25 protein-coding genes and 1 pseudogene are annotated in these 26549 nt (G+C 70.5%); 17 read left to right on the forward strand and 9 right to left on the reverse strand.

Annotated elements, in window-relative coordinates; all coding sequences use genetic code 11:
* The first annotated feature begins 27 nt into the window (after positions 1–27).
* The 9 genes from BLR46_RS02450 (at position 28) to BLR46_RS02490 (ending at position 10493) form a co-directional block, all read left to right on the forward strand.
* Positions 28–804, forward strand: a complete 777-nt coding sequence (locus BLR46_RS02450) for a deoxyribonuclease IV (RefSeq protein ID WP_093248634.1) — start codon at positions 28–30, stop codon at positions 802–804.
* Positions 805–984: 180 nt separating this feature from the next.
* Positions 985–3921, forward strand: a complete 2937-nt coding sequence (locus BLR46_RS02455) for a Na+/H+ antiporter subunit A (RefSeq protein WP_218118291.1) — start codon at positions 985–987, stop codon at positions 3919–3921.
* Positions 3918–4346, forward strand: coding sequence for a Na(+)/H(+) antiporter subunit C (locus tag BLR46_RS02460; protein ID WP_093248636.1), 429 nt, complete (start codon positions 3918–3920; stop codon positions 4344–4346). The genes BLR46_RS02455 and BLR46_RS02460 overlap by 4 nt, the downstream gene beginning before the upstream one ends.
* Positions 4343–5881 carry a Na+/H+ antiporter subunit D gene (locus BLR46_RS02465; protein WP_093248637.1) on the forward strand — a complete coding sequence of 513 codons (1539 nt, stop codon included), beginning with the start codon at positions 4343–4345 and terminating at the stop codon, positions 5879–5881. Before BLR46_RS02460 ends, BLR46_RS02465 begins: the two co-directional genes overlap by 4 nt.
* Positions 5878–6501: a Na+/H+ antiporter subunit E gene (locus BLR46_RS02470; protein WP_093248638.1), complete on the forward strand. Its 624-nt coding sequence runs from the start codon at positions 5878–5880 to the stop codon at positions 6499–6501. The genes BLR46_RS02465 and BLR46_RS02470 overlap by 4 nt, the downstream gene beginning before the upstream one ends.
* Positions 6498–6809 carry an MrpF/PhaF family protein gene (locus BLR46_RS02475; RefSeq protein WP_093248639.1) on the forward strand — a complete coding sequence of 104 codons (312 nt, stop codon included), beginning with the start codon at positions 6498–6500 and terminating at the stop codon, positions 6807–6809. Before BLR46_RS02470 ends, BLR46_RS02475 begins: the two co-directional genes overlap by 4 nt.
* Positions 6809–7219: a monovalent cation/H(+) antiporter subunit G gene (gene mnhG, locus BLR46_RS02480; protein ID WP_093248640.1), complete on the forward strand. Its 411-nt coding sequence runs from the start codon at positions 6809–6811 to the stop codon at positions 7217–7219. The genes BLR46_RS02475 and mnhG overlap by 1 nt, the downstream gene beginning before the upstream one ends.
* 18 nt (positions 7220–7237) lie before the next feature.
* Positions 7238–9289, forward strand: coding sequence for a phosphate acetyltransferase (gene pta / locus BLR46_RS02485; protein ID WP_093248641.1), 2052 nt, complete (start codon positions 7238–7240; stop codon positions 9287–9289).
* A 19-nt stretch (positions 9290–9308) separates the two neighbouring features.
* Positions 9309–10493 (forward strand): acetate/propionate family kinase, encoded by a 1185-nt coding sequence (locus BLR46_RS02490; RefSeq protein WP_245701451.1) that lies wholly within the window; start codon positions 9309–9311, stop codon positions 10491–10493.
* Positions 10494–10496: 3 nt separating this feature from the next.
* On the opposite strand, the gene BLR46_RS02495 is transcribed toward BLR46_RS02490, so the two are convergent.
* The gene (locus BLR46_RS02495) at positions 10497–10898 is read right to left on the reverse strand and encodes a hypothetical protein (protein ID WP_093248643.1); all 402 of its coding nucleotides are present in this window, start codon (positions 10896–10898) and stop codon (positions 10497–10499) included.
* Positions 10899–10950: 52 nt separating this feature from the next.
* On the opposite strand from BLR46_RS02495, the gene BLR46_RS02500 reads away from it, so the two are divergent.
* The 8 genes from BLR46_RS02500 to cobA are packed head-to-tail and all read left to right on the forward strand — an operon-like array spanning position 10951 to position 17199.
* Positions 10951–11520, forward strand: coding sequence for a hypothetical protein (locus tag BLR46_RS02500; RefSeq protein ID WP_143008183.1), 570 nt, complete (start codon positions 10951–10953; stop codon positions 11518–11520).
* Complete coding sequence (locus BLR46_RS02505; protein WP_093248645.1) at positions 11517–11858, forward strand: hypothetical protein; 342 nt, start codon at positions 11517–11519, stop codon at positions 11856–11858. The genes BLR46_RS02500 and BLR46_RS02505 overlap by 4 nt, the downstream gene beginning before the upstream one ends.
* A 10-nt stretch (positions 11859–11868) precedes the next feature.
* Positions 11869–12618 (forward strand): hypothetical protein, encoded by a 750-nt coding sequence (locus tag BLR46_RS02510; protein WP_093248647.1) that lies wholly within the window; start codon positions 11869–11871, stop codon positions 12616–12618.
* A gap of 60 nt (positions 12619–12678) precedes the next feature.
* On the forward strand, positions 12679–13455 hold the full coding sequence (locus BLR46_RS02515; RefSeq protein ID WP_093248649.1) for an SDR family NAD(P)-dependent oxidoreductase: 777 nt from the start codon (positions 12679–12681) through the stop codon (positions 13453–13455).
* 2 nt (positions 13456–13457) lie between these two features.
* Entirely contained in the window at positions 13458–14261 is an 804-nt protein-coding gene (locus BLR46_RS02520) for a lysophospholipid acyltransferase family protein (protein ID WP_093248651.1), read from the forward strand.
* A complete protein-coding gene (locus BLR46_RS02525) occupies positions 14258–15964 on the forward strand; it encodes an FAD-binding oxidoreductase (RefSeq protein ID WP_093248653.1) in 1707 nt (568 codons plus the stop codon). The genes BLR46_RS02520 and BLR46_RS02525 overlap by 4 nt, the downstream gene beginning before the upstream one ends.
* A gap of 12 nt (positions 15965–15976) precedes the next feature.
* Entirely contained in the window at positions 15977–16459 is a 483-nt protein-coding gene (locus BLR46_RS15190) for a precorrin-2 dehydrogenase/sirohydrochlorin ferrochelatase family protein (protein WP_093248656.1), read from the forward strand.
* A 53-nt stretch (positions 16460–16512) separates the two neighbouring features.
* Entirely contained in the window at positions 16513–17199 is a 687-nt protein-coding gene (gene cobA, locus BLR46_RS02535) for a uroporphyrinogen-III C-methyltransferase (protein WP_245701505.1), read from the forward strand.
* Between the two features lie 22 nt (positions 17200–17221).
* Here cobA and BLR46_RS02540 read toward each other — a convergent pair whose 3' ends face one another.
* From BLR46_RS02540 to BLR46_RS02570, 8 genes and pseudogenes are all read right to left on the reverse strand, one after another.
* The gene (locus tag BLR46_RS02540; protein ID WP_093248657.1) at positions 17222–18283 is read right to left on the reverse strand and encodes a 2-oxoacid:ferredoxin oxidoreductase subunit beta; all 1062 of its coding nucleotides are present in this window, start codon (positions 18281–18283) and stop codon (positions 17222–17224) included.
* Positions 18280–20130, reverse strand: coding sequence for a 2-oxoacid:acceptor oxidoreductase subunit alpha (locus BLR46_RS02545; RefSeq protein ID WP_176761587.1), 1851 nt, complete (start codon positions 20128–20130; stop codon positions 18280–18282). The genes BLR46_RS02540 and BLR46_RS02545 overlap by 4 nt, the downstream gene beginning before the upstream one ends.
* 19 nt (positions 20131–20149) lie before the next feature.
* The gene (locus BLR46_RS02550; protein ID WP_093248659.1) at positions 20150–20824 is read right to left on the reverse strand and encodes a sirohydrochlorin chelatase; all 675 of its coding nucleotides are present in this window, start codon (positions 20822–20824) and stop codon (positions 20150–20152) included.
* Entirely contained in the window at positions 20821–21726 is a 906-nt protein-coding gene (locus BLR46_RS02555) for a sulfite exporter TauE/SafE family protein (RefSeq protein ID WP_093248660.1), read from the reverse strand. Before BLR46_RS02555 ends, BLR46_RS02550 begins: the two co-directional genes overlap by 4 nt.
* Positions 21726–23087, reverse strand: a complete 1362-nt coding sequence (locus BLR46_RS02560; RefSeq protein ID WP_093248661.1) for a sulfate adenylyltransferase subunit 1 — start codon at positions 23085–23087, stop codon at positions 21726–21728. The genes BLR46_RS02555 and BLR46_RS02560 overlap by 1 nt, the downstream gene beginning before the upstream one ends.
* Entirely contained in the window at positions 23087–24013 is a 927-nt protein-coding gene (gene cysD / locus BLR46_RS15195) for a sulfate adenylyltransferase subunit CysD (RefSeq protein WP_218118336.1), read from the reverse strand. The genes BLR46_RS02560 and cysD overlap by 1 nt, the downstream gene beginning before the upstream one ends.
* Before the next feature lie 27 nt (positions 24014–24040).
* Positions 24041–24769, reverse strand: a pseudogene (locus BLR46_RS15200) (phosphoadenylyl-sulfate reductase); the annotation flags it as partial.
* Positions 24766–26460: a nitrite/sulfite reductase gene (locus BLR46_RS02570; RefSeq protein WP_093248664.1), complete on the reverse strand. Its 1695-nt coding sequence runs from the start codon at positions 26458–26460 to the stop codon at positions 24766–24768. The pseudogene BLR46_RS15200 and the gene BLR46_RS02570, both read right to left, overlap by 4 nt.
* Positions 26461–26549 lie beyond the last annotated feature (89 nt).

Here is a 26549-nt window from a genome sequence, read left to right on the forward strand (position 1 = left end):
TATCGAGCCGCCGCTAGGCTGACCGCCATGACGATTCGATTCGGCGCGCACTCCCACTCCGCCAACCCGCTGGACTGGGCCAGGGACCTCGGCACGAACGTCCTGCAGTTCTACCTCGACGACCCGCAGGGCTGGAAGAAGCCGGACTTCACCGTCGACATCTCCGCGGCCGCCGCCGAGGGCATCGACGTGTACGTCCACGCCCCGTACGTCGTCAACGTCGCGTCGACGAACAACCGCGTCCGCATCCCGTCGCGCAAGCTGCTGCAGCAGCACGTCACCGAGGCGGCCCGGGTGGGCGCGAAGGGTGTCGTGGTGCACGGCGGCCACGTGACCGGCGGCGACGACCTCGTCGACGGCTTCACCAACTGGCGCAAGGCCATCGACGGCCTCGACCTCCCGATTCCGATCCTCATCGAGAACACCGCCGGCGGGACGTACGCGATGGCGCGGTTCCTGGAGTCGCTGCAGGTCCTGTGGGCCGCGATCGAGGGCAGCGACAACATCGGCCAGGTCGGGTTCTGTCTCGACACCTGCCACGCCTTCGCCGCCGGACTGGACATGACCACGCTCGTCGACGACGTGCGCGCCATCACGGGCCGCATCGACCTCGTCCACCTCAACGACTCCAAGGGTGCCGCCGGCAGTGGCGTCGACCGGCACGCGAACCTTGGCACCGGCCAGGTGCCGGCGGAGCAGTTGGTGGAGGTCGCCCGCACCGCCGGGGCACCCCTCATCCTGGAGACGCCGGGCGGGATGGAGGGCCACGTCGCCGACATCGCGTGGCTGCGCGAGCGCCTCTGAGCCCTTCGAGACGAACGCTCCGCGTCCTCCTCAGGGACCGGGACCCCCGCTCCGGTGGGAGCCCTTGCACCAAGCTCGGTGCAAACCGTCCCACCGGAGTCGCGGCTCGGGAGCGGGGGCTTGTGCGCACCCGATAAGGTGAGAAAGTCCATGCCCCATTTCTGACAGAAGGGACCTGGTGTGCTGCTTGCCCTGATCGCTGCCCACGCGGTCATGGCTGCGTTGACACCGGTGTTCACCCGATTCCTGCGGGCGCGGACGTTCTACGTGCTGGCGCTGGCGCCCGCCGTGTCGGCCGCCTACCTCATCGCGCGGGCCCCGGTGATCCTCGAGGGCGGCCGGGTGCTCGAGGAGTTCAACTGGATCCCGGCGCTGGGCATCGGCATCACGCTCAGCATGGGGTTGGTCCAGTGGGTGCTGGGCCTGATCGTCACCATCATCGGCGTCCTCATCCTCCTCTACTGCCGCTGGTACTTCGCGGAGAAGATGCCCAACCTCTCGGGCGCGATCCTGCTCGCCTTCGCGGGCGCCATGCTCGGTCTCGTCACCGCCGACGACCTCATCGTGCTGTTCGTCTTCTGGGAGCTGACCACCGTCTTCTCCTACCTGCTCATCGGCCACGACTCCACCCGACGGGCCAACCGCGGCGCGGCGACGACGGCGCTGGTGGTCACCACCACCGGCGGCCTCACGATGCTGCTGGGCATCGTCGCCGTCGGATATTCGGCCGGCACCTACTCGCTGTCGGAGATCGTGGTCAGCCCGCCGACGGGGCTGCTCGCCACCGTCGGGGCACTGATGATGCTCGTCGGAGCGCTGAGCAAGTCGGCGCTGATCCCGTTCCACTTCTGGCTGCCGGGCGCGATGGCCGCCCCGACGCCCATCTCCGCCTACCTGCACGCGGCCGCGATGGTGAAGGCCGGCATCTACCTCGTCGCCGTGCTCGCGCCGGCGTTCGCCTCGGTCCCCTACTGGCGGCCAGCCGTGCTGATCCTCGGCGCGCTGACGATGATCACCGGCGGCTGGCGCGCCCTGCGACAGACCGACCTCAAGTTGCTGCTGGCATACGGCACCGTCTCGCAGCTGGGCTTCATGGTGCTGCTCGTCGGCATGGGCACCAAGGCCGGCGCGCTCGCCGGCCTCGGCATGGTGATCGCCCACGCGCTGTTCAAGTCCACTCTCTTCATGATCGTCGGCATCGTCGACCACGCCGCCGGCACCCGCGACCTGACGCAGCTGAGCGGCGTCGGCTATCGCGCTCCGTGGCTCGCGGTGTTCGGCGGCCTGGCCGCGCTGTCGATGGCCGGGTTCCCGCCCCTGCTGGGCTTCGTCACGAAGGAGGCGGCGTTCGAGTCGATCGTCTACCTCATCACCGGCGACCAGTACCAGATCACCCCGCTCGCGGGCGCGCTGCTGGCGGTGGCCATGGTCTTCGGCTCGGCCATCACCGTCGCCTACTCGCTGCGCTGGTGGTGGGGGGCGTTCGCCAGCAAGGACGGCGCCCCGGTGCTCGAGTGGAAGGCCCCCGCCATCGGCAAGGAGGCGATCCCGGCCCTGCTCGGCCTGGCCTCGCTCGTCGGCGGCTTCCTGGGCGGCCCGCTCACCGAGGTGCTCGGCCCCTACGCCGAGACCGTGCCGTGGGGGAAGCCGTCGCACGGCTTCGGGCTGTGGCACGGGTTCACGGCGCCGCTCATGATGTCGCTGATCGCGATGGCGAGCGGCATCGCGCTGTTCTGGTTCCGCGAACCGATCGCCCGCGTCCAGAGCACCTTCCCGGAGACGACGTCGGCCGAAGACCTCTACCACCGCTCGATGGGTGGCCTCGACCGCCTCGCCGTCGAGACCACCGCCCGCACCCAGCGCGGTTCGCTGCCGGTCTACCTGGGCACCATCCTCGTCACCTTCGTCGCGCTCACGCTCTACGCGCTGATGGACATCCGCTTCTGGCCGCAGGTGCGCTGGTTCGACTCCATCGCGCAGATCGCCGTCGCCATCGTCATCTCGGCGGCCGCCATCGCCGCCGCCAAGTCCCGCGGCCGCGTGCGCGGCATCCTCCTCACCAGCGCCACCGGCTACGGCCTTGCCGCCACGTTCCTGATGTGGGGGGCGCCCGACCTCGCCCTCACCCAGGTGCTCGTGGAGACCGTCACGCTGATCGTGTTCGTGCTCGTCATCCGCAAGCTGCCCCGCTACTTCACCAACCGGCCACTGACCTCGTCCCGCTGGTGGCGCGTGCTGCTCGCCGCGGCGGTGGGCACCACGGCCACACTCATCGCGCTCGTCACCGCCGGCGCCCGCATGCACGAGCCCGTCTCCGAGGCGTGGTACCAGGCGGCCTACGAGATCGGGTTCGGAAAGAACATCGTCAACGTCGCGCTCGTCGACACCCGCGCCTGGGACACCTTCGGGGAGATCTCGGTGCTCGTCATCGCGGCCACCGGCGTCGCGTCGCTCATCTTTCTCCAGACCCGCATGGCCGAGGTCAAGCGCACCGACGAGGCGCTCGCCGCCAAGAACCGCAAGCGGGAGGCGGATTCATCGCCCGCCGTGTGGCTGCGGGCCGGCCAGACGATGTCGCCGCTGGCGCGCTCGCTGATGTTCGAGGTGGTCACGCGCGTCCTGTTCTGGGTGCTGCTCATCGTGAGCCTGTACCTGCTGCTCGCCGGCCACAACAACCCCGGCGGCGGCTTCGCGGGCGGGCTCGTCGCCGGGCTCGCGCTGATGATCCGCTACCTCGCCGCGGGCCGCTACGAGCTCGACGAGGCCGCCCCCTTCGACGCGGGCCGCCTCCTCGGCGCCGGCCTGGTCCTGTCGATCGGCACCGCGGTGGTGCCGGTGTTCGTCGGCGGCAAGGTCTTCCAGAGCTACGACTACTACCTGAACCTCCCCGGCCCCGACACCTGGTCGCTGTTCGGCCACCAGTTGCCGCTGTTCGGCGAGCTGCACCTGGTGTCGTCGACGATCTTCGACGTGGGCGTGTACCTCGTTGTCATCGGCACGATCCTCGACTTCGCCCGCAGCCTCGGCTCCGGCATCGACGTGCACACCCTGCAGGACAAGGCGCCCACCCCCGTCGTGAACTCCGCCAAGGCGCTCCCCGGAGGTGACCGTCGATGAACGCCAACATGACCCTCGCGATCGCGGCCGGCATCCTCATCGCCTGCGGCGTGTACCTGATCCTCGAGCGCTCGCTGACGCGCATCCTGCTCGGGGTGATCATCGTCAGCAACGGCGTGAACATCCTCTTCCTCGTCGCGTCCGGCCACCCCGGCACCCCACCGATCCACGGGCTGTTCAGCGAGGAGACCGCGGCGGACCCGCTGCCGCAGGCGATGGTGCTCACCGCCATCGTCATCACCATGGCCGTCACCGCGTTCGTGCTCGCGATGGCCTACCGGAGCTTCCAGCTCAACGGCCACGACGAGGTCGCCGACGACGTCGAGGACGCGCGCATCCGCCAGCTCGCGCAGGCCGACGAGCAGTCCGAGTCCTATGAGGCGACGCGCTTCTCCGACACCGGCGAGGACGTGGTGAGCGAATGATCAACCTCGTCCCCGTACCCGTGATGCTCGCCCTCCTGGGGGCCGCCGTCACGCTCATGATCCCTCGCCGACCGGTGGCGCAGCGCGTCATCTCGATCGGCTGCCTGACCGGCATCGTCGCGCTGGCCGGGCTGTTCATCTGGTACACCGACACCCAGGGCCCGATGGCGCTGTGGATCGGCGACTGGCCCGTCCTGCTGGGCATCGTGCTCGTCGCCGACCGGCTGAGCTCGCTCATGCTGCTGGTGGCGGGTGTGGTTGCGCTGTGCGTGTTGATCTTCTCCACCGGGCAGGACAAGGGCGAGGTCCGCCGCGAGACCCCGGTGTCGATCTTCCACCCCACGTTCCTGCTGCTGGTGGGCGGCATCGCCAACGCGTTCCTCGCCGGTGACCTGTTCAACCTCTTCGTCGGCTTCGAGATCTTCCTCTTCGCCTCCTACGTGCTGCTCACGCTGGGCGGCACCAAGGAGCGGATCCGCGCGGGCACCACCTACGTGATCGTGTCGCTGCTCAGCTCGATGCTGTTCCTCACCTCGATCGCGTCGATCTACGCCGCCACCGGCACGGTGAACATGGCGCACGTCGCGGTGCGGGTGGCGGAGCTGTCCGAACCCGTGCAGCTGCTGCTGCAGGTGATGCTGCTCACCACCTTCTCGATCAAGGCCGCGGTCTTCCCGCTGTCGATGTGGCTGCCCGACTCCTACCCGACCGCCCCGGCCCCCGTCACCGCCGTCTTCGCCGGCCTGCTCACCAAGGTGGGCATCTACGCGATCATCCGCACCCAGACGCTGCTCTTCCCCGACTCAGACCTCTCGACGCTGCTGATGATCGCCGCGCTGGCCACCATGCTGATCGGCATCCTGGGCGCGCTGGCCCAGGTGGAGATCAAACGTATGTTGTCGTTCACGCTGGTCAGCCACCTGGGCTACATGGTGTTCGGCATCTCGCTCGCCAGCGACGCGGGCATGGCGGCGACGATCTACTACACCGCCCACCACATCACGATCCAGGCGGCGCTGTTCCTCGTCACCGGGCTGATCGAGCGGCGCGGCGGCACGTCGTCGCTCGACGGGCTCGGCGGGCTGCTGAAGGTGTCGCCGGTCCTCGCCCTGCTCTTCTTCGTCCCGGCCATGAACCTCGGCGGCATCCCGCCGATGTCGGGCTTCCTCGGCAAGGTGGGCCTGCTGCAGGCCGGCGCCGAGTACGGCGGTCCCCTGGTGTGGGTCGTCATGGCCGGCGGCATCGTCACCAGCCTGCTGACGCTGATGTCGATGACGAAGGTCTGGAACCGCGCCTTCTGGGGCAACGTGCCCGACCGCATCCACGCCACCCAGGACAGCTACGACGGGGACGCCGGCGACGACGACGTCCGATTCCTGCCCCCGCTGATGGTCTTCGCGACCAGCGTCCTGATCCTCTTCAGCCTGGCACTCACCGTGTTCGCGGGACCGCTGTACAGCTACTCGGAGCGGGCCGCGGTGTCCATCCGCAGCGAGAACTACATCAGCGCCGTACTGCCGGAGGGGGTGCGATGACCACCACCGCGCCGAACTGGAAGACCAGCCGCTGGCGGCTCCGCCCCACGGTGATGATCATCAGCGCCCTCCTCTGGTCGATGCTGTGGGCGAGCATCGCGCCGCACATCCTCATCTCGGGGGCGATCCTCGGCTGGGTCATCGGCGTGGTCTTCCCGCTCCCGCCCATGCACTGGAGGGGCCGCTTCTCGCCGGTGTGGGCGGCGTGGCTTGTCGTGCGCCTGTTTTGGGACCTCACGGTCTCGTCGTTCCGGCTCATCAAGTACGCGTTCGAGCGCAAGGTCGACCTGCACGCCGGCATAGTGCGCGTCGACCTGCTCTCCGACGACGACCTCTACCAGGTGGGCGTCGCATCGATGATCTCCCTCGTGCCGGGCACGGTGGTGGTGGAGGTCGTGCGGCACCCGCGGCGGCTCTACCTGCACTGCGTCGGACTCGAGGGCGAGGACCCGGAGGACGCCATCCAGGAGATGACCACCCAGGTGGAGGCCCGGCTGCTGCGCGCCATCGGGTCGAAGGAGGACTGGCAGCGGTTCCAGGAGGAGCGCATCACGCCGTCGGTGATGCCGCCGACGGACTGGATGGCCGAGGAGGCCGACGCGGAAGGGGAACCGCAATGACCGTCGTCGTCAACGCGATCCTGCTGCTGGCGGCGCTGCTGCTGACGATCTCGGCGCTCGTCGCGATCCAGCGCATCGCCGTCGGACCGAGCCAGCTGGACCGGAGCATAGGCTCCGACTTGATGGTCGCCGTCGTGATCGGCTCCGTGGGGCTGTGGGCCACCTGGGCGGACCAGGACACGGAGATCGTGATCCCGCTGCTGCTGTCGATGGTCGGTTTCACCGGTGCCGTCTCGATCGCCCGCCTGGTCAGCGAGCGCGTCGTCTACCGTCCGAAGTCCGGCGAGAAGATCAGGGGGGACCGCTGATGACCGCCGTCCTCGACCTAGTCTCCGCGCTCTTCGTGCTCGTCGGCGCCTTCATGTGCTTCGCGGCCGCCGTGTCGCTGGTGCGCTACCCCGACGTGCTCGGCAAGCTGCACGCCATCACCAAGCCGCAGTCGCTCGGGGTCATGGCCATCGCGATCGGGGTCGCGCTCGGGGTGCGCACGTGGTGGGCGCTGTCCGTCGCGATCATCACGATCGTCTTCCAGTTGCTCACCTCACCGGTGGCGGCCAACATGGTGGCGCGCGGCGCCTATCGCTCCGGGATCGTGCCCAGCCGCAACTTGAACGTCGACCACCTCGCCGAGGACCTCGACGAGGCGGACGCCCGCCCCGACCGACTGACCCCGCCACCGGGCGGCAACAGTGAGCCCTCGGGGGATCACACCCGCTAATTCGGATAGGCTGACGGCGTGACCAAGAGCGTTTACATTTCAGCTGCCGAGCGGCAGGTCAGCAAGTCCGCGATAGCACTCGGAGTGCTGGAGCTCTTCGAGAGCCGCGTGAAACGTGTTGGCGTGTTCCGCCCGCTGGTGCACTCCCTCGAGCACGACATCGTCGCCGAGGCGCTCCTCGGCGAGAGCAAGCAGTCGCTGCAGTCCGCGCTGGGCGTCACCTACGAGCAGTACGCGAACGACCCCGAGGCCGCCATCGACACCGTCGTGGCGAAGTACTCCGCGCTGGCCGAGAACTACGACGCCATGGTGATCGTCGGCTCCGACTACACCGACATAGAGTCCGCGCAGGAGCTCGACCACAACGCCGTGTTCGCCGCCAACCTGAACGCCCCGGTGATCTTCGTCACCCGCGCCGGCAAGCGGACCCCCGACGAGGTCGCCCGCCTCACCGAGACCGCCGTCGACGCCTTCGAGGCCCGCCACAACTCCGTGATCGCGATCATCGGCACCCACGCCGACCCCGCCGGACGCGAGGAGGTCGCCGAGCAGCTGCGCGCGATCCGCGACGTGCCGGTCGCCGTCGTGCCGTTCAACGCGCTGCTCGGGGCGCCCACCGTCGGCCAGCAGTTCGAGGCCACCGGCGCGCAGTTCTGGCGCGGCAAGGAGCGGTTCCTCAACGCGGAGGCGCTGCACACCATCGTCGGCGCCATGACCCTGCCGAACCTGCTGCCTTACCTGCAGCGCGAGGCCACCGTCGTGCTCCCGTCGGACCGCACCGAGCTGGTGCCAGCGCTGATCATGGCGCACCTCTCCCCCGAGTACGGGCCGCTCGCGTCGTTGATCCTCACCGGCGGCTTCCAGATCCCCGAGTCGATCGAGAAGCTGTTCGCCGACTCCGGCATCGACCTGCCGATCGGCATCACGAAGGAGGACACGTTCACGACGGCGACGAAGCTGCAGTCGGTGAACTCGTTCTCCACCTCGTCCCCGCGCAAGATCGAGGCGGCGCGCAACCTGTTCGCCTCCTACGTCGACTCCGAGGCGCTCCTCGCGGCGATCGACCTGCCGCGCACCGGCATCCGCACGCCCACGATGTTCGAGCACCAGCTGATGGGCCTGGCGCGGGCGCACCGCCGGCGCATCGTCCTGCCCGAGGCCACCGACGACCGCGTGCTCACCGCCGCCGACATCGTCCTGACCCGCGGCGTGGCCGACATCATACTGCTGGGCGACGCGGGCCGCATCGCGCGACGCGCCTCCGAGCTGGGCCTCAACCTGTCCGCCGCCGAGGTCGTCAACCCGAACGACCCGGAACTGGTCGAGCGCTTCGCCCACGAGTACGCGCATCTGCGCGCCCACAAGGGCGTCAACGTGGAGCAGGCCCGCGAGAAGCTGCAGGACCTGTCCTACTTCGGCACCATGATGGTCCACCTCGGCATGGCCGACGGCATGGTCTCCGGCGCCATCAACACCACCGCCAACACCATCCGCCCGTCGCTGGAGTTCATCAAGACCCGCCCCGGCGTGAGCGTCGTGTCCGGCTCGTTCCTGATGGCCATGTCGGACCGCGTCCTCGTCTACGCCGACTGCGCCGTCAACCCCGACCCCACCCCCGCGCAGCTCGCCGACATCGCGATCAGCTCCGCCGCCACCGCCGAGACCTTCGGCATCGAGCCGCGGATCGCGATGCTGTCGTACTCGACGGGCGACTCCGGCTCCGGCGCGGACGTCGACAAGGTCCGCGAGGCCACGCAGCTCGTGCGCGAGCGGGCCCCGCACCTGAAGGTCGACGGCCCGATGCAGTTCGACGCGGCGGTCGACCGCGTCGTCGCCGAGAAGAAGATGCCGAACTCCGAGGTGGCCGGCCGGGCGACGGTGTTCATCTTCCCGGACCTCAACACCGGCAACAACACTTACAAGGCCGTTCAGCGCCACTCCGGCGCTGTCGCCATCGGACCCCTGCTGCAGGGCCTGAACAAGGCGGTCAATGACCTTTCGCGCGGTGCGCTCGTCGACGACATCGTCTCGACGATCACGATCACCGCCGTGCAGTCCCAGACCCTCTGACCCGAGAAAGGCGCCGACGTTGGCTTCCATCCTTCTGCTCAACTGCGGTTCATCGTCCATCAAGTACCAGCTCCTCGACCCGGAGGTGGGCGTGCCGGAGGCGGTGGGCATCGTCCAGCGCATCGGCCAGGACGTCTCCACCATCGACCACGAGGTGGGCGACCAGGAGCTGCATGACGAGCGGCGCTTCGCCGACCACACGGAGGCGGTCGCCGCCGTCGTGAAGATGTTCGACGAGCACGGGCCGAGCCTCGACAAGGTCGTCGCGGTGGGTCACCGCACCGTCCACGGAGGTGACGAGTTCGTCGAGTCCGTGGAGATCACCGACGCCGTGGTCGCCAAGCTGCACGAGCTGATCCCGCTGGCGCCGCTGCACAACCCGCCGGCCATCGCCGGCATCGAGGGCGCCAAGGCCGTGCTGCCCGACGTCCCGCACGTCGCGATCTTCGACACCGCCTTCTTCTCCTCGCTGCCCGAGGAGGCCTACACCTACGCGATCGACCGCGAGGTGGGGCGCAAGCACGGCATCCGCCGCTACGGCTTCCACGGCACGTCGCACCAGTTCGTCTCGCAGGAGGCCGCGAAGTTCCTCGGCCGCCCGCTCGAGGACCTGAAGCTCATCGTCGCCCACATCGGCAACGGCGCCTCCATGTCGGCCATCGACGGGGGCGTCGCCATCGACACCTCCATGGGCCTCACGCCGCTCGAGGGGCTCGTGATGGGGACCCGCTCCGGCGACATCGACCCCGGCGTGCACCAGTTCCTCGTGGGCAAGGGCATGACGATCCAAGAGGTCGACACGCTGCTCAACAAGCAGTCGGGCCTGCTGGGCATGGCGGACAAGACGGACATGCGCGACATCGTCGCCGCCGTCGAGGCCGGTGACCACGACGCCGAGCTGGCGCTGAAGATCTACACGCGCCGCATCGTGAAGTACATCGGCGCCTACGCCGCCATCCTCGGCGGGGTCGACGCGGTCGTGTTCACGGCCGGCGTCGGCGAGAACGCCGCCGAGGTGCGGCGCCGCGTCGTCGAGTCCCTCTCCGGCCTCGGCTTCGAGCTCGACCCCGAGGCGAACGCCGTCCGCTCCAAGGTGGCTCGCGAGATCACCGCGCCCACGTCGAGGGTGAAGGTGCTCGTCGTCCCGACCAACGAGGAGTTGGCCATGGCCCGCGAGACGATGCGTGTGATCAGCGAGGGCTGACCCTCAGCTGCGCCGCACGAAGCCCCAGATACCGATGGCGGCGACGGCGAGCGCGAACACCACCAGCACCACCTGGACCACCACCGCGGCCCCGCTCCCGAGCGGGGCCGCGAAGTCTCCCAGCATGGGCCCGGCGACGAGTGCGCCGGCGGCGCCAAGCAGCCCCAGCAACAGCGCCGACCAGCGGCCCGCGTCGCGGGTGCCGCCCTGACCCCGCGCCGCCCGCAACTGACCGATCGCCATCGCGGTCACCGCCAGCGCGCCCACCACCGCCAGCACGGCCAGCAGCCGGACGCCGGGGAGGTCGGTGGGGACGACGAAGATGAGCGCCACGGCCAGGGCCGTCGCCACGACGCCGAGGCCGGTCGCGGAGCGCCAGAGACGCTCTTCCCGTGTGCGTGACATGGTCGGCAGTATGCCAGAGCGTACTGATCGGGACAGTTGCTAGTGTGCGGCCATGCAAACCCAGACGGAACCGTCGAGCGTGGTCGCATTCACCTTCTCCGGTGGCCTCGTCGAGTCCGTGACCATCGCCGACGGCTGGTCCGGCACGGTGGACCCGGAGCAGTTCGGGTCGCTCGCCCTCGTCGCCTTCCACGAGCAGCGCGCCCGCGCCACCGCACCGTCCCCCACCGGGCCAGGGGCGGGACCCCTGCGCGTCCCGGCGTCGGTGCGCGATGACGTCGGCCAGCGCCTGCAGGCGCTCAACACCCGGGCCTTCGCCGCCCTGCGCTCCGCCGTCGAGATGCTCGACGCGAAGTCCGCCCCACCCGAGCCCGAGACCCACACCGACCGCTACCGGCACGTGACGGTGACCGCGCGGGGCGGGCACGTCACCGGCATCGAGGTGAGTCCGCGCCACCTGTCGCAGGACCCGGTGCAGATCGAGCACGACCTCGCGGAAGCCCTCAATTCCGCCCTGGGGGCGGCGCGCGCCGGCGGCCCCGGCGACGACCTCGCCGCGCTCTGGGCCGAGCACGCCTCCATCAGCAAGATCCTCGACGACTACCGGGAGCCGCCCCGATGACTGACTACGACACCCTCGCGTTCCGCGCCTCCTGGTTCAAGGCCCAGGAGGAGAAGCTCGAGGCGGCCGCCGACGAGCTGGCCTGCATCAGCGCCGACCTCCTCGCCATCGACTATGACTGGCAGGAGAGCTACCGCTTCGCCCCCTTCCGGGACGCCTACGACGAGATGCGCACGGCGCTGACCTCCGGCCCGGCCGGCGCCGACGAGGGGGTGGCCCTGCTGAACGACCTGCGCAGCGGCGTCGTCGACACGGGGCGCGAGTACCTGCGCACCGAGGCGCAGAACGCGGGCATCGCCCGCGAGATCGAAACGCTCATCGAAGAACTCGACCTCTGAGAGGAACGCAATGACCGCGACCGAGGACCAGTACCTCGCCGATCTGAACGAGCTGAAGAGCGGCCTGCAGAAGGACCTGCCCCGCGTGCCGGGCGTCATCGACGGCTGCTGCGACGCCCTCCGCTGGGTGGTGTTCTGGGACCGCGGCTGGGTGGAGGGCAAACGCGCGGAGGCCCACGCCGAGTTCGCGAAACTGCAGACCGAGGCCGACCGCTTCATCACCGCCTGCGAGGAGGAGTGCGGCATGGTGGTCACCGTGAAGTCCATGCGCGAGGCGGCCGACGCGTACGAGGACATCGACTGGGACGCGCTCCTGTCGCAGGTCGACGTCGGCACCATGATGGGCGACCGCTCCGGCTGGGTGTCCCCCAACCAGGCGCTCTACGAGGCGAAGGTGGAGCCGCTGAAGGCGAAGATCCTCGGCCTCGAGTCCCAGCTCACCAAGATGATCGAGTCCATGCGGACCCTGGACGACACGCTGCAGAGCTACATCCTCGGTGCGCTGCTCGCGCTGGCCGGCATGCTGCTCGCCTACGTGGGGCTCATCGTCGCGCTGGCCACCGGGTGGACGGGCGTGGGCGCGATCATCGGGCTCGTCGTCGCCATCGTGAGCTTCCTGTTCTCGTTCGTGGCGTTCTTCACGCTGCCGGACGTGCGCGGCGAGGTCGAGGGCCAGCGGGACTCCGTCTCGCAGGCGGCCTCGGTCGTCGACCAGTCGCGGTGGCCCGCGCCGCCGGCGCTCCCCGCCGGCAGCTGGTAGCCGCCCCGGTGGTGCGAACGGCCGGGCGACGGCTCCCCGGAACGCGGTACGGTTAGCGTCATGGCTACAGCGTTGATCACGGGAGGCACCGCCGGCATCGGATACGAGTTCGCTCGCGAATTCGCGGCCCGTGGGACCGACCTCGTGCTCGTCGCCCGGGACACCGCCCGGCTGGAGTCCATCTCGTCGGACTTGCAGCAGACGTTCGGTGTACGGGTGGAGACCCACACTGCGGACTTGTCCGTGCGCGCCGACATGGAGCGCATCGCCGCGATCATCGAGGATGAGTCGAAGCCGCTCGACTGGGTGGTCAACAACGCCGGCTTCGGCCTCCACTCCACCGTGCTGGACCCCTCGGAGACCGACGTGCACGCGCGGGCCCTGGACGTGATGTGCCTGGCCGTGCTCGTGCTCGGCGGGGCCGCCGGACGGGCGATGCGTCGTCGCGGCTCCGGGCGGATCATCAACGTCGCATCCTCCGCCAGCCAGATCTTCACGGGCAACTACTCCGCCGTGAAGGCCTGGTGCCTGAACTATTCCGAGTCGCTCGGCGTCGAGCTCCACGGCACCGGCGTCACCGTCACTGCGCTGTGCCCCGGCTGGGTGCGCACCGAGTTCCATGAGCGTGCCGGCATCAAGGCCCACAGCCTCCCGGACATCGTCTGGATCGACTCGGGGAAGCTCGTCAAGGAGGCGTTGCGCGACGCCGAGAAGGGCAGGCCGGTCAGCGTGCCCACGCTCAAGTGGAAGCTGGCGCTGCTGCTCGCCAAGTTCGCCCCGAAGAGCTTCCTACGGTGGTTCTCGCGTAAGCTCACCGCATCCCGCAAGAAGAAGTAGTGATGGCCAAGTCGCTCGACGAGCAGCGCAAGCGCTATACGACGAAGACCGGCGCCGTCACGCGGCAAACGGCGCAGATGCTGTTGCTCAAGCCGGCGCTGCACCGGATGCTGAAGATCCGCGTCCACGGGCTGGCCAACCTGCACGGCCTGGAGAGCCCGTTCGTCGTCTTCGGCAACCACAGCTCCCACCTCGACGCGCCGCTGATCCTCACGTCGCTGCCGTCGCGGCTCGGGAAGCAGGTGGCCGTCGGCGCCGCGGGCGACCACTTCTACGACAAGTGGTGGAAGACCGGCCCCATGAGCCTCTTCCTCAACGGCTTCCCGATCGACCGCGGCAAGGGCGGGAAGGGTCAGCGCGGCATGTCCTCGGCCCTTCTTGCCGACGGTGTCCCGATCATGCTGTTCCCCGAGGGCACCCGGTCGCGCAACGGCGCGATGGGTCCCTTCAAGCCCGGCGCGGCCGCGCTATGCATCTCCAACGGCTGCCCGGCCGTGCCCGTCGCGCTGGTCGGCGCGCACGAGGCGTGGCCGGCACAGCAGAAGCACCTGCCTCGGTCGCGGCCCGAGGTGCACGTCGTGATCGGCCGCCCCATGTACCCGAGCCCCGGAGAGATCGCCCACAGCTTCAGCGAGCGGATGCGTCGCCAGCTGCTGGAGCTCCACGACACCACTGCCCAGGCGTATGGCAGGAAGACGCTCGTCGAATACGCCCGCACCGCCGCGCTCGAGGCGGCCCAAGCCACCGAGATTGCTCACCTGGCCGAACAGGCGAAGCATCAGGCCGAAATCCAGGAGGATCGATGATCGAAGGCGTCAAGCAGCAGAAGTGGTGGGGCTGGGGCGAGGAGGGACATGCCTACTCCGCGGAGGGGAAGCCCAAGTTCGCACCGTTCGTGTTGAAGATGACCGGACTCGACATCAATGCCCCCATCAAGCCGGCGCCGAAGTTCGAGGACCTGACGGTGCCGCCGTCGATCCTCGGCGACGAGCTCCGCGCGAAGCTGGTCGACGCCCTCGGTGAGGGCTACGTGCAGGACGACGACCTGACCCGCGTCGTGCACGCGTTCGGCAAGGGCGTGCGAGACCTGATGCGCGTCCGACGGGGAGACCTGGGCCGCGTGCCCGACGTCGTGGTCTACCCCGCCGACGAGGCACAGGTGGCTGCCGTGATGGACGCGGTCGTCGAGGCCGACGGCGTGGTCATCCCGTTCGGCGGCGGCTCCAACATCGTCGCCGCCCTCGAAGCGGTCCCGGGCGAGTCCCGGCCCGTCGTGAGCGTCAACCTCGGCCGCCTCAACAAGGTCCTCGAGATCGACGAGCAGTCCGGCCTCGCCCGCATCCAGGCCGGCGTCTTCGGGCCCGACATGGAGGAGCAGCTGCAGGCCAAGGGCTGGACCATGGGCCACCACCCCGACTCCTTCGTGTGGTCCACGCTCGGCGGCTGGATCGCCACCCGCAGCTCCGGCATGCAGTCCGACAAGTACGGCGACATCGCCGACATCACCCGCGGCCTGCGCATGGTCATGCCCGGCCAGATCCTCGAGCTCCGCCCGCTGCCGTCGACGTCGTCGGGCCCCAGCGTCCGCGAGATGGTGATCGGATCCGAGGGCCGGCTCGGCATAATCACCGAGGCGTGGGTCAACGTCCACCGCATCCCCGAGGTCCGCGAGATCCAGGCCTACTTCTTCCCCGACTACTACGCCGGCCTCAAGGCCTGCGAGGAGATCGTCCACTCCGACGCCAAGGTGATGATGGCGCGCGTGTCCGACGCGATCGAGACGCAGTACATCATGGCCAACGGCAAGGAGACGAAGTCGAAGGTCAAGAAGCTCGCCAGCAAGGGCATCCAGAAGCTCATGGAGTCCAAGAAGTGGGACCTCGAGCAGATCGCGATGAGCTTCATCGGGTTCGAGGGGTCCGCCAACGACGTGCGCTACCAGAAGGGCCTCGTCGGCAAGATCGTGAAGAAGCACGGCGGCTTCGGCGTCGGCTCCGGGCCGGGCGCGCTGTACGACCAGAAGAAGTACGACACCCCGTACCTCCGCGACTACATGCTCGACCGAGGCCTCGTCTGCGACGTGTCGGAGACCACCACGCCGTGGCGCCACGCGGCGGACCTGCACCGCAAGACCACCAAGGCCTTCAACGAGGCGATGGAGCGGATCGGGAAGCGCGGCGTCGTGTTCTGCCACCTGAGCCACTCCTACCACTCGGGCGCGTGCCAGTACTTCACGTTCGTCGTCAACGACGACACCGAGACCGCCGAGCGCAACTACGACGTCGCGAAGCGGACCATCCAGCAGTCGTTCGTCGACCACCACGCCACCATTTCGCACCACCACGGCGTCGGCGAGGAGCACAGCCCCTGGCTGGAGCAGGACATCTCCCCCGCCGGCGTCTTCATCCAGCGCAAGCTGTTCGAGGGCGTCGACCCGGGCAACAACCTGAACCCCGGCAAGATCATCCACGACGGCGAGCCCGGCATCACGTCGAACTCGCCCCGCTGACCCGGATCGCCCATGGCCCCGCCCGACCACACCGACAGCGGCTCCCCGGCGTACCTCGCGGGTCTGCTGCTGCGCGGCCGCGACGTGCTCGTCGCCGGCGCGGGGGCCGTGGCGGAGCGCAGGCTCGAGCGGCTGCTCGAGGTGGGCGCGAACGTGCGCGTGGTGGCGCCCGACGCCACCGCCTGGGTCGCCGGGCGCGCCGAAGAGGGCGCACTGGTGTGGCACCGCCGCCCGGTGGCCGAGTCGGACGTCGATGGCGCCTGGTACGTGATCGCCGCGACGGACTCCCCCGAGGTCAACGCCGCCGTCGCCGCGGCCGCGGAGGCCCGGCACACCTTCTGCGTCCGCTGCGACGACGCCCGCCACGGCTCCGCCTGGACCCCGGCCAGTTACAACGTCGCCGACATGACCGTCGCCGTCATCGGCAACCGGAGCCCCCAGCGGTCGAAGGCAGTCCGCGACGCCATACACCGCGCGATGGAGGAACCCCGGTGAGCGCCGTCGGCAGGGTGACCCTCGTGGGTGGCGGCCCCGGCGACCCCGGACTCATGACCGTCGCCGGCCTCAAGGCCCTGCAGGAGGCCGACGTCGTCCTGCACGACCGGCTCGGCCCGCTCGAGCTGCTCGCCGAGTGCCCGCCGGGGGCCGAGATCATCAACGTCGGCAAGATCCCGCGCGGCGAGTTCACGCCGCAGGAGGAGATCAACCACCTCCTCGTCGACCGGGCGCGTCGGGGCAAGCACGTGGTGCGGCTCAAGGGCGGCGACAACTACGTGTTCGGCCGCGGCGGCGAGGAGTGGCTGGCCTGCGCGGAGGCCGGTATTCCGGTCCGGGTCATCCCGGGGGTCACGTCCGCAGTGTCGGTGCCGGCGCTGGCCGGGATCCCCGTCACGCACCGCAGCCTGTCGCAGGGATTCACCGTGGTGTCAGGCCACGTCCCGCCCGGCGACCCGCGCAGCGACGTGGACTGGGGCGCGCTCGCACGCTCCGGGCTCACGATCGTGGTGCTCATGGGCGTCCACAACCTCCCCCTCATCGCGTCCGCGCTCGTCGATGGCGGGCTCCCGGGCTCCACGGCCGCCGCCATCGTCGCCGACGGCACCACGAGCCACCAGCGCACCCTGCGGGCACCGCTCGCCCGAATCGCCGACGAGGCCGCCGCGGCCGGCATGGCGCCGCCGGCCATCATCGTGGTGGGCGCCGTCGCCGGGCTCGCGCTCGACGACGGCGCCTGAGGCCACCGCGTGGGGCGACCCGTCACGCATCCCAGGTGTCGTGGCCGGTCACCAGCGACTGCAGGTGGGCGATCCGCTCGTCGGCCTGCGGCATGCGGACCTGGGCGCGAGCGGCGTCGTCGTGGACGGGCCGGTCGACGTCACGGAAGATGCCGATTGGCGACTGGCTGAGGCCCTGGCTGTCGGTCAACGAGGCGAGCGCCACCGCCTGCGCCACGTCGTCGTCGTGCTCGTCGTGGACCACGACGGTGCGGCCGCCGACCTCGTCGGTGGGCACCACCGAGAGCCGCCCGGTCACGGCGTCGCGGACGACGCTGCGGGTCCCGCCGGCGAACGTGACGGGCTCGCCCCGCCGGAGCGGGATGACGCTCGGCGACCCGGGCGCCTTGAGCCCGTCGAAGACGCCGTCGTTGAAGATCGGGCAGTTCTGGTAGATCTCCACCAGCGACGCGCCGCGGTGCTGGACGGCCCGGGTCATCACCTCGGTCAGGTGCGCGCGGTCGGAGTCGACGGTGCGGGCGACGAACGTGGCCTCGGCGCCGAGCGCGAGCGCGACGGGGTTGAACGGCCGGTCCACCGACCCGGCCGGGGTGGACTTGGTGACCTTGCCCGACTCGGAGGTGGGCGAGTACTGGCCCTTCGTCAGCCCGTAGATTCGGTTGTTGAACAGCAGGATCGTGATGTTGGTGTTGCGGCGCAGCGCGTGGATGAGGTGGTTGCCGCCGATGGAGAGCGCGTCCCCGTCGCCCGTCACCACCCACACCGCCAGGTCCGGGCGGCTCATCGCCAACCCGGTGGCGATCGACGGCGCTCGGCCGTGGATCGAGTGCATGCCGTAGGTGTCCAGGTAGTACGGGAATCGGGAGCTGCAGCCGATGCCGGAGATGATCACTGTGTTCTCGCGGCGCACACCGAGCTGCGGCATCAGCGACTGGAACGCGGCGAGCACCGCGTAGTCGCCGCAGCCCGGGCACCAGCGCACCTCCTGGTCGGAGACGAAGTCCTTCCGGTTCGTCGGCGAGAGCGCCAACGGCACGCCGGCGAGGCCGCCGCCGGTCGTCGGGGGCGTCAGGGTGGTGGTCATCGGAAGTCCTTTCCGTCGATGATGTCCAGGAGGTCGGCCTCGAACTCCGACGGGGAGATCGGTAGCCCGCGCACGCGGGAGTAGGTCTCGACGTCGGCCAGGAAGCGGGCGCGCAGCAGGAGGGCCAGCTGGCCGAGGTTCATCTCGGGCGCGATCACGCGCCCGTACGAGCGGAGGATGGCGCCGAGGTTGCGCGGGAGCGGGTTCACGTGGCGCAAGTGGACCGTCGCCACCTTCCGGCCGCGGCGGCGGACCCGGCGAGCCGTGGCGCCGATGGGTCCCCACGTGGAACCCCAGCCGATCACCAACACGTCGGCCTCGCCGGAGGGGTCGTCGACGACGAGGTCCGGGATCGAGTCGGCGATGCCGTCCACCTTCGCCTGCCGCAGCCGCACCATCGCCTCGTGGTTGGCGGGGTCGTAGGAGATGTTGCCGGTCCCGTCGGCCTTCTCGATGCCGCCGATGCGGTTCTCGAGCCCGGGGGTGCCGGGCACGGCGAGCGGCCGGGCGAGCTTCTCGTCGCGCAGGTAGGGCAGGAACTTCCCGTCGGGGCCGTTGGGTTCGGTGGCGAACGCCGGGTCGATCGGCGGCATCGCGGCGAGGTCGGGCACCCGCCACGGCTCCGCGCCGTTGGCGAGGTATCCGTCGGACAGGACGATGACGGGCGTCCGGTAGGTGAGGGCGATGCGGGTGGCCTCCACGGCGACGTCGAAGCAGTCGCCGGGTGACTGGGCGGCGAGCACCGGCACGGGGGCCTCGCCGTGGCGGCCGAACACCGATTGCAGCAGGTCGGCCTGCTCGGTCTTCGTGGGCATGCCGGTGGACGGGCCGGCGCGCTGCACGTCCACCACCACCAGCGGCTGCTCGAGCATCAGGGCGAGGGAGATGAACTCGCTCTTCAACGCCATCCCCGGGCCGGAGGTCACCGTCGCGCCCAAGTGGCCGCCGTACGACGCGCCGAGCGCGGCCCCGATGGCGGCGATCTCGTCCTCGGCCTGGAACGTCATGACGCCGTGGTCCTTGTGGCGCGACAGTTCGTGCAGCACGTCGGAGGCGGGCGTGATCGGGTAGGCACCGAGGTAGAGGGGCAGCCCGGCCTTCGCCGCCCCGGCCATGAGACCGAGGGCCAGCGCCTTGTTCCCCGTGATCTGCCGGTACGTCCCGGCCGGCAGCGGGGCACGTCGCACCTCGTAGCGGACCGTGAAGTCCTCGGTCGTCTCGCCGTAGTGGTAGCCGGCGAGGTAGGCGGCGCGGTTCGCGTCGCGGATCAGCGGCGACCGCCCGAACTTGCGGTCCAGGAACGCGAGCGTGGGTTCGGTGGGCCGCGAGAACAGCCACGTCAGGAGCCCGAGCGCCACCATGTTCTTCGAGCGGGCCGCGTCCTTCCGGCCCAGTTCGAACTGGGCCACGGCGGCCGTGGCGAGGCCGGTGAGGTCCACCGCGTGGAGCTCGTGGTCGTCGAGCGACCCGTCGGTGAGCGGGTCGGTGGCGTAGCCGACGCGGGCGAGGTTGCGCTTGGTGAAGTCGTGCGTGTCGACGATGAGGATCCCGTCGCGTCGCAGGTCGGCGATGTTGGCCTTCAGCGAGGCGGGGTTCATCGCCACCAGCACGTCGGGGCGGTCGCCCGGGGTGCGGATGTCGTCGTCGGCGAAGTGGAGCTGGAAGCTGGAGACGCCGGCGATCGTGCCCTGCGGGGCGCGGATCTCCGCCGGGAAGTTAGGGAGGGTGGCGAAGTCGTTGCCGATGGCGGCGGCGTCCGCGGTGAAGCGGTCGCCGGTCAGCTGCATGCCGTCGCCGGAGTCGCCGGCGAAGCGGATGACGACGCGGTCCAGTTGGGTGGTGGTCACGAGGTTCGGTTCCTCCGTGTCAGGCCGCCTCGGCCCGCGCGGCGTCGAGGTAGCGCTCGACGATGGCGGAGACGAGGTGCGGGTGGATGCCGATGGGTTCGGCGACGGCGCGCAGCCCCAGGGCTGCGATGTGGTCCTGGTAGAGGCCCGGGCAGAGTGCGTGGGTGGCGACGGTGAGGTCGGTGAGGCCACGCGCCCGCAGCCGGGCGGCGGCCTCGTCGAGCGACGGCGAGGAGGCATAGATGAAGCCAGCCTCCACGGGGCGCCCGACGAGCCGGGCGACGCGCTCCGCGGTGGCGAGGACCTCCGCGGTCGCGCCCGCCCGCTTCGACCCGATGGCCGCGAGCACCACCCCGTCGCCGAGCGGCCCGGCGGCGCGGAGGCGGTCGGCGATCGCGTCCACCAGCCCGGGCCCCACGTGCGGGGTGGCGACCGCCCGGCCACCTGAAGCCCCGACCGCGGCCGTGACGTCGTGGGCGACGTGGTAGCCAGCGGCGAGGAACGCGGGGACGATCACCGACCGGTCGAACCGCTGGACGGTCTCGGCCAGCAGCTCGTCGTGGATGTCGACCCAGCCCAGCTCGACGCGCACGCCCGGCAGCGCGTCGGCGACGGTGTCCCGCAGCCGTTCGGCGAACTCGGTGCCGCTGCGCCGACGGGTGCCGTGCAGCGCGATGACGAGCGTGGCGCTCATGCGGGCACCTCCAGCGGCTCGGGCCGGCGCACCACCGGGGCGCCGTGGCGGCGGTGCTGCACCACGGAGTGGCCGACGAGCGCCGCCCACAGCAGGGCCACGAGCCCGAGGCTCGCCCACTGGACGTCCACCGGGCTGCCGACCGCGCCGAGGACGGTGCGGAGGTTGGTGACGATGATGAGCCCGCCGACCGCCGTGCCGAGCACCCGAGCGGGGAGCCTGGTCACGAGCCAGGCCGCGAGCGGGGCCGCCACGAGCCCGCCAAGGAGGAGGACCCCGACGATGCGCAGGTCGATCCCGCTCGCGCCGAGCGCGGCGAGGAAGCCGACCGATGCGGACAGCGAGACCAGGAACTCCGACGTGTCGACCGACCCGATCACCGTCCGGGGCGCGGTCCGCCCGGCGCTGAGGAGCGACGTCGTCGACACCGGCCCCCAGCCACCACCGCCGGTCGCGTCGACGAACCCGCCGAACAGCCCCAGCGGGACCAGGAACCGCGACGTGTGCGGCGTGCGCCGCGCGTCGGCCACCCTGGGCGGCCGGAACGCGAAGCGCCCGAGGATGTAGACGCCGAGGAGCGCCAAGATCACCGCCATGAGGGGGCCGGCCCACTCGGTGGAGAGCCGGGACAGGAACGTCGCCCCCGCGAAGGCGCCTATCGCGCCCGGCACGCCGAGCCGCAGCACGAGCCGCCAGTCAACGTTGCCCAGCCGCCAGTGCGACAGGCCCGACGCGACGTTGGTGCCCACCTCGGCGAGGTGGACCGACGCGCTGGCGAGCGCCGGCGTGAGGCCGACGACGAGCAGCAGCGAGCTCGACGTGACGCCGTAGCCCATGCCGAGGGCCCCGTCGATGAGTTGCGCGGCGAAGCCGACCAGTCCGATGAGGAGGAGTTTGCGCATCAGATCGACCAGTCCGGGGCAGGGCCGACGGGGACCGCGGCCCGGTCGGAGAACGCCTGGTCGCCGCGGGTCATGCCGGCGGCGAGGTTGGCGCCGGACTGCGGGTCGATCAGCAGGAACGACCCCGTCCGTCGCGACTGCGCGTAGGGCTCCGCCATGATCGGGGCGGCGAGACGCAGCCGCACGCGGCCGAGGTCGTTGAGCTCCAGCGCGTCGACCGCCTCCGGTCGCAGCGTGTCGAGGTCCAGCCGCCCGTCGATCTCCCGGACGACCGCCTGCGTCGTGGCGGTGGTGTGCTTCACGAGCACCCGTTGCCCGACGCGCAGCGGCCGCTCCGCCAGCCAGGCGACCATGCCGTCGAGATCCTGCGTCGGTTCGGGCGCCGCGTCGGCGGAGGCGATCAGCTCGCCCCGCGCCACATCGATGTCGTCCGCCAGGCGGAGCGTCACCGACTGCGGGGCGAAGGCCTCGTCGAGCTCCCCGCCGGGGGTATCGATGCCGACGACGTGCGTGCGGCGCCCGGAGGGCAGGACGACCACGGGGTCGCCGACCCGCACGGAACCGGACGCCACCTGGCCGGCGTAACCGCGGTACTCGACGTAGCGCGGGTCCACCGCCGCCTCTTGGGGGCGCAGCGTGACCTGCACGGGGAAGCGGAACGGGTGCTCGGTGACGTCATCGGCCGGCAGCTCCTCGAGGAGTTCGAGCAGCGACGGCCCGTCGTACCAGGCGAGCCGCTCGGAGCGCTCGACGATGTTGTCGCCCACCAGCGCGGAGACCGGCAGGACCTCGATGCTCTCGGCGCCGAGGTCGTCGGCCAGGCGCTGCACGTCGGCGGCGATCTCCCGGAAGCGGGCCTCGGAATAGTCGACGAGGTCGATCTTGTTCACGGCGACGATGATGTGCGGCACCCGCAGCAGGCGCCCGACCGCGAGGTGCCGGCGCGTCTGCTCGAGCACCCCCTTTCGGGCATCGACGAGCAGCACGAGGGCGTCCGCCGTCGACGAGCCGGTGACGGTGTTGCGGGTGTACTGCACGTGCCCGGGGCAGTCGGCGAGGATGAACGTGCGCCTCGCCGTCGCGAAGTAGCGGTAGGCGACGTCGATCGTGATGCCCTGCTCGCGCTCGGCGCGGAGCCCGTCGGTGAGCAGCGCGAGGTCGACGTGGCCGAGGCCCTTGGCGAGGCTGACCCGCTCGACGGCCTCCAACTGGTCGGCGAGCACGGCCTTCGAGTCGTAGAGGAGGCGTCCGACGAGGGTGGACTTGCCGTCGTCTACGCTGCCGGCGGTGGCGATCCGGAGCAGCGTGGTGCTCCGGGGGTCGAGCAGTTCGGGGGAAGCGGGAGAGGCGGTCGCGGTCATCAGAAGTAGCCTTCCTTCTTGCGGTCTTCCATGGCGGCCTCGGTGAGGCGGTCGTCGGCGCGGGTGGCGCCGCGTTCGGTGATGCGGGTGAGGGCGACCTCCTGGATCACGTCCTCGACGGTGCGCGCGTCGGACTCGACGGCGCCGGTGCAGGACATGTCGCCGACCGTGCGGTAGCGGACGAGACGACGCTCGACGCGCTCCCCGTCGCGGGGGCGGGACACGTCCCCGACCGCCAGCCACATGCCGTCGCGCCGGAACACGTCGCGCTCGTGGGCGTAGTAGAGGGACGGCAGCGGGATGTCCTCGGCGGCGATGTAGCGCCACACGTCGAGCTCGGTCCAGTTCGACAGCGGGAACACGCGGACGTGCTCGCCCGGCCGGTGCCGCGGGTTGTACAGGTTCCACAGCTCGGGCCGCTGGTTGCGCGGGTCCCAGGCGCCGAACTCGTCGCGCAGCGAAACCACCCGCTCCTTCGCACGGGCCTTCTCCTCGTCGCGGCGGCCGCCCCCGAAGACCGCGTCGAATCGGCCCTCGGCGATGGCGTCCAACAGGGGCTGGGTCTGGAGCGGGTTGCGGGTGCCGTCGGCGCGCTCCAAGAGGCGGCCGTCGTCGATGTAGTCCTGCACTTTCGCGACGACGAGGCGCAGCTTCAGCCGCTCGACGGTGGCGTCGCGGTAGGCGATCACCTCGGGGAAGTTGTGGCCGGTGTCGACGTGCAGGACCGGGAACGGCACCGGCGCGGGCCAGAAGGCCTTGGCCGCGAGGTGGAGCATCACGATGGAGTCCTTGCCGCCGGAGAAGAGCAGCACGGGGCGCTCGAGCTCGGAGACGATCTCGCGGAAGATGTGGATGGACTCGGACTCGAGGGCCTGCAGGTGGCTGAGGGTCCGGGCCGGCGGAGGGGCGGTCTGGATGGCGGTCACGGGAGTTCCTTCGTCTTGCTGGTCGGTGTGGAGTCCGCACTCGGTCTTGGCGAACCCGGCCCAGCGCCCGGAGCGGGGGTCCTCGCCGGGCGCGACGGGGCGGGTGCAGGGCGCGCAGCCGATCGACGGGTAGCCCTCGTCGAGCAGCAGGTTGACGGGGACGCCGTGGGTCGCGGCGTAGGCCATCACCTCGTCGGTGCTCCACGCCGCGACGGGGTTGATCTTCACCATCTGGTGGGCGGCGTCCCACTCGACGATGCCGGTGCCGGCGCGCAGGGCGTTGTCCTCACGTCGGACGCCGGTGACCCAGGCCTCGTAGGAGGCGAGTTCCCGGTTGATCGGCTCGACCTTGCGCATCGCGCAGCAGGACTGCGGGTCGCGCTCGTGCAGCCGGGGCCCGTACTCGGCGTCCTGTTCGGCGACGGTGAGCGCCGGGAGCGCCTCGACGATCCGCACGTCCACGGCGTGCGCCAGCGCGTCGCGGGTGCCGATGGTCTCCGGGAAGTGGTAGCCGGTCTGGAGGAAGAGCACGTCGACGCCGGGCAGGTGCCGGGCCGTGAGATGGGGCACGACGGTGTCGGCAGCCATCGAGCAGGCGACGACGAGGTGGCTGCCGAAGGTCTCGGCGGCCCAGGCGAGCACCTCGTCGGCGGTGGCGTCGGCGAAGCGGACCGCCGCCTCCTCGGCGAGGGCGCGCAACTCGTCGGCGCTGCGGACGCGGCCGGGGCCGTGTGCGGGTGGGGCGATCGTCGTCATCGGAGCGACTCCTCCTCGGCTCGGTGGGCCCAGCGGGAGAACGTCTCCCCGTCGGTGCGCTCGGCGAGGAAGTTCCGCACCACGCGCTCGACGTAGTCGGGCAGGTCGACGGCGGTCACCTTGAGGCCGCGCAGCGTGCGGCCGAGGCCGGGCTCGTCGCGGTCGCTGGAGGCGAGGCCCCCGCCGAGGTGCACCTGGTAGGCGAACTCGTTGCCGCCGTCGGGTCCCTTGGCGAGCTGCCCCTTAAGGCCGATGTCGGCGATCTGGATCCGGGCGCACGAGTTGGGGCACCCGTTGACGTTGAGCGTGATGGGGGTGTCGATCTCCACGCCGGCGAGCCGCTGCTCGAGCGCGGCGATCGTGTCGCGCGCCGTGTCCTTCGTGTTGACGAAGCTGAGCTTGCAGAACTCGATGCCGGTGCAGGCCATCGTGTTGCGTCGGAAGGGCGACGGGGTGCCCGTCAGCCCCAGCGACTCGGCGCCGGCGAGCAACTCGTCGACGGCGTCGGGCTCGACGTCGAGGACGATCAGCTTCTGGTGCGGCGTGAGCCGGATCCGGCGCGAACCCGCCCGCTCGACGAGGTCCGCCAGCGCGGCGAGTCGGGTGCCAGAGGTGCGGCCGACGGTGGGCGCCAGGCCCACGTAGCGCCGGCCGTCCTTCTGAGTGTGGACGCCGACGTGGTCGCCGGCCGTCCGCGCCGGGGCGGGGGCGGGCCCGTCGGGGAGACGGCGGCCGAGGTACTCGGTCTCCAGCACCTCGCGGAACTTCTCGGCACCCCATTCGGCCAGGAGGAACTTGAGGCGCGCCTTGTTGCGCATCCGGCGGTAGCCGTAGTCCCGGAAGATCCGCACCACGCCGTACCAGACCTCCGCGGCGTCGGCCTCGCTCACGAATGCCCCGAGCCGCTCGGCGAGCCGCGGGGTCGTCGACAACGCGCCGCCCACCCAGAGGTCGTAGCCGGGACCGAGTTCGGGGTGCACGACGCCCACCAGGGAGATGTCGTTGATCTCGTGGACGACGTCGAGGCTGGGGTGCCCGGTGATCGCGCTCTTGAACTTGCGCGGCAGGTTGGCCACCGTCTCGTCGCCGATGTAGCGGTCGACGATGTCACGGATCACGGGGGTGGGGTCGATGATCTCGTCCGCCGCGATGCCCGCCACCGGGGAGCCGAGGATGACGCGCGGGGTGTCGCCGCAGGCCATCGTCGTCATCAGGCCCGCGTTCTCGAGACGTCGCCAGATCTCGGGCACCGCCTCGATCGGCACCCAGTGCAGCTGGATGTTCTGGCGGTCCGAGATGTCGGCGGTGTCGCGGGCGAACTCGCTGGAGATGCCGGCGACGACGCGGAGCTGGTCGGTGGTGAGCGCCCCACCGTCGATGCGGACGCGGAGCATGAAGTAGCGGTCCGAGAGCTCCTCGTCGGTCCACTTGCCGGTGTGCTCGCCGCCGACGCCCTGCTTGCGCTGGGTGTAGAGGCCGAGCCAGCGGAAGCGGCCGAAGAGGTCCTCGTGCGGGATGGAGTCGAAGCCCTCGCGGGCGTAGACCTGCTCGATCCGGTCACGGACGGCGAGCGGGTTCTCCTTGGCCTTGAACACTTCGTTGGGGTTGAGCGGCTCGGTGCCGTCGACGAGCCACTGGCCGTTCGACTTGCCGGACGCGGAAAGGCGGACGCGATCTGGGGTGGTGGTCATGGTTCCTTCGGGGTTTGGGACATGAAGGGGCCCAAAAGGAACCGGGTATGGCAATGCACCGGGCTCTCACTGGGCCCGGGTCTCTACAG

It is taken from the genome of Tessaracoccus oleiagri (assembly GCF_900103275.1).
GTDB lineage: Bacteria > Actinomycetota > Actinomycetes > Propionibacteriales > Propionibacteriaceae > Arachnia > Arachnia oleiagri.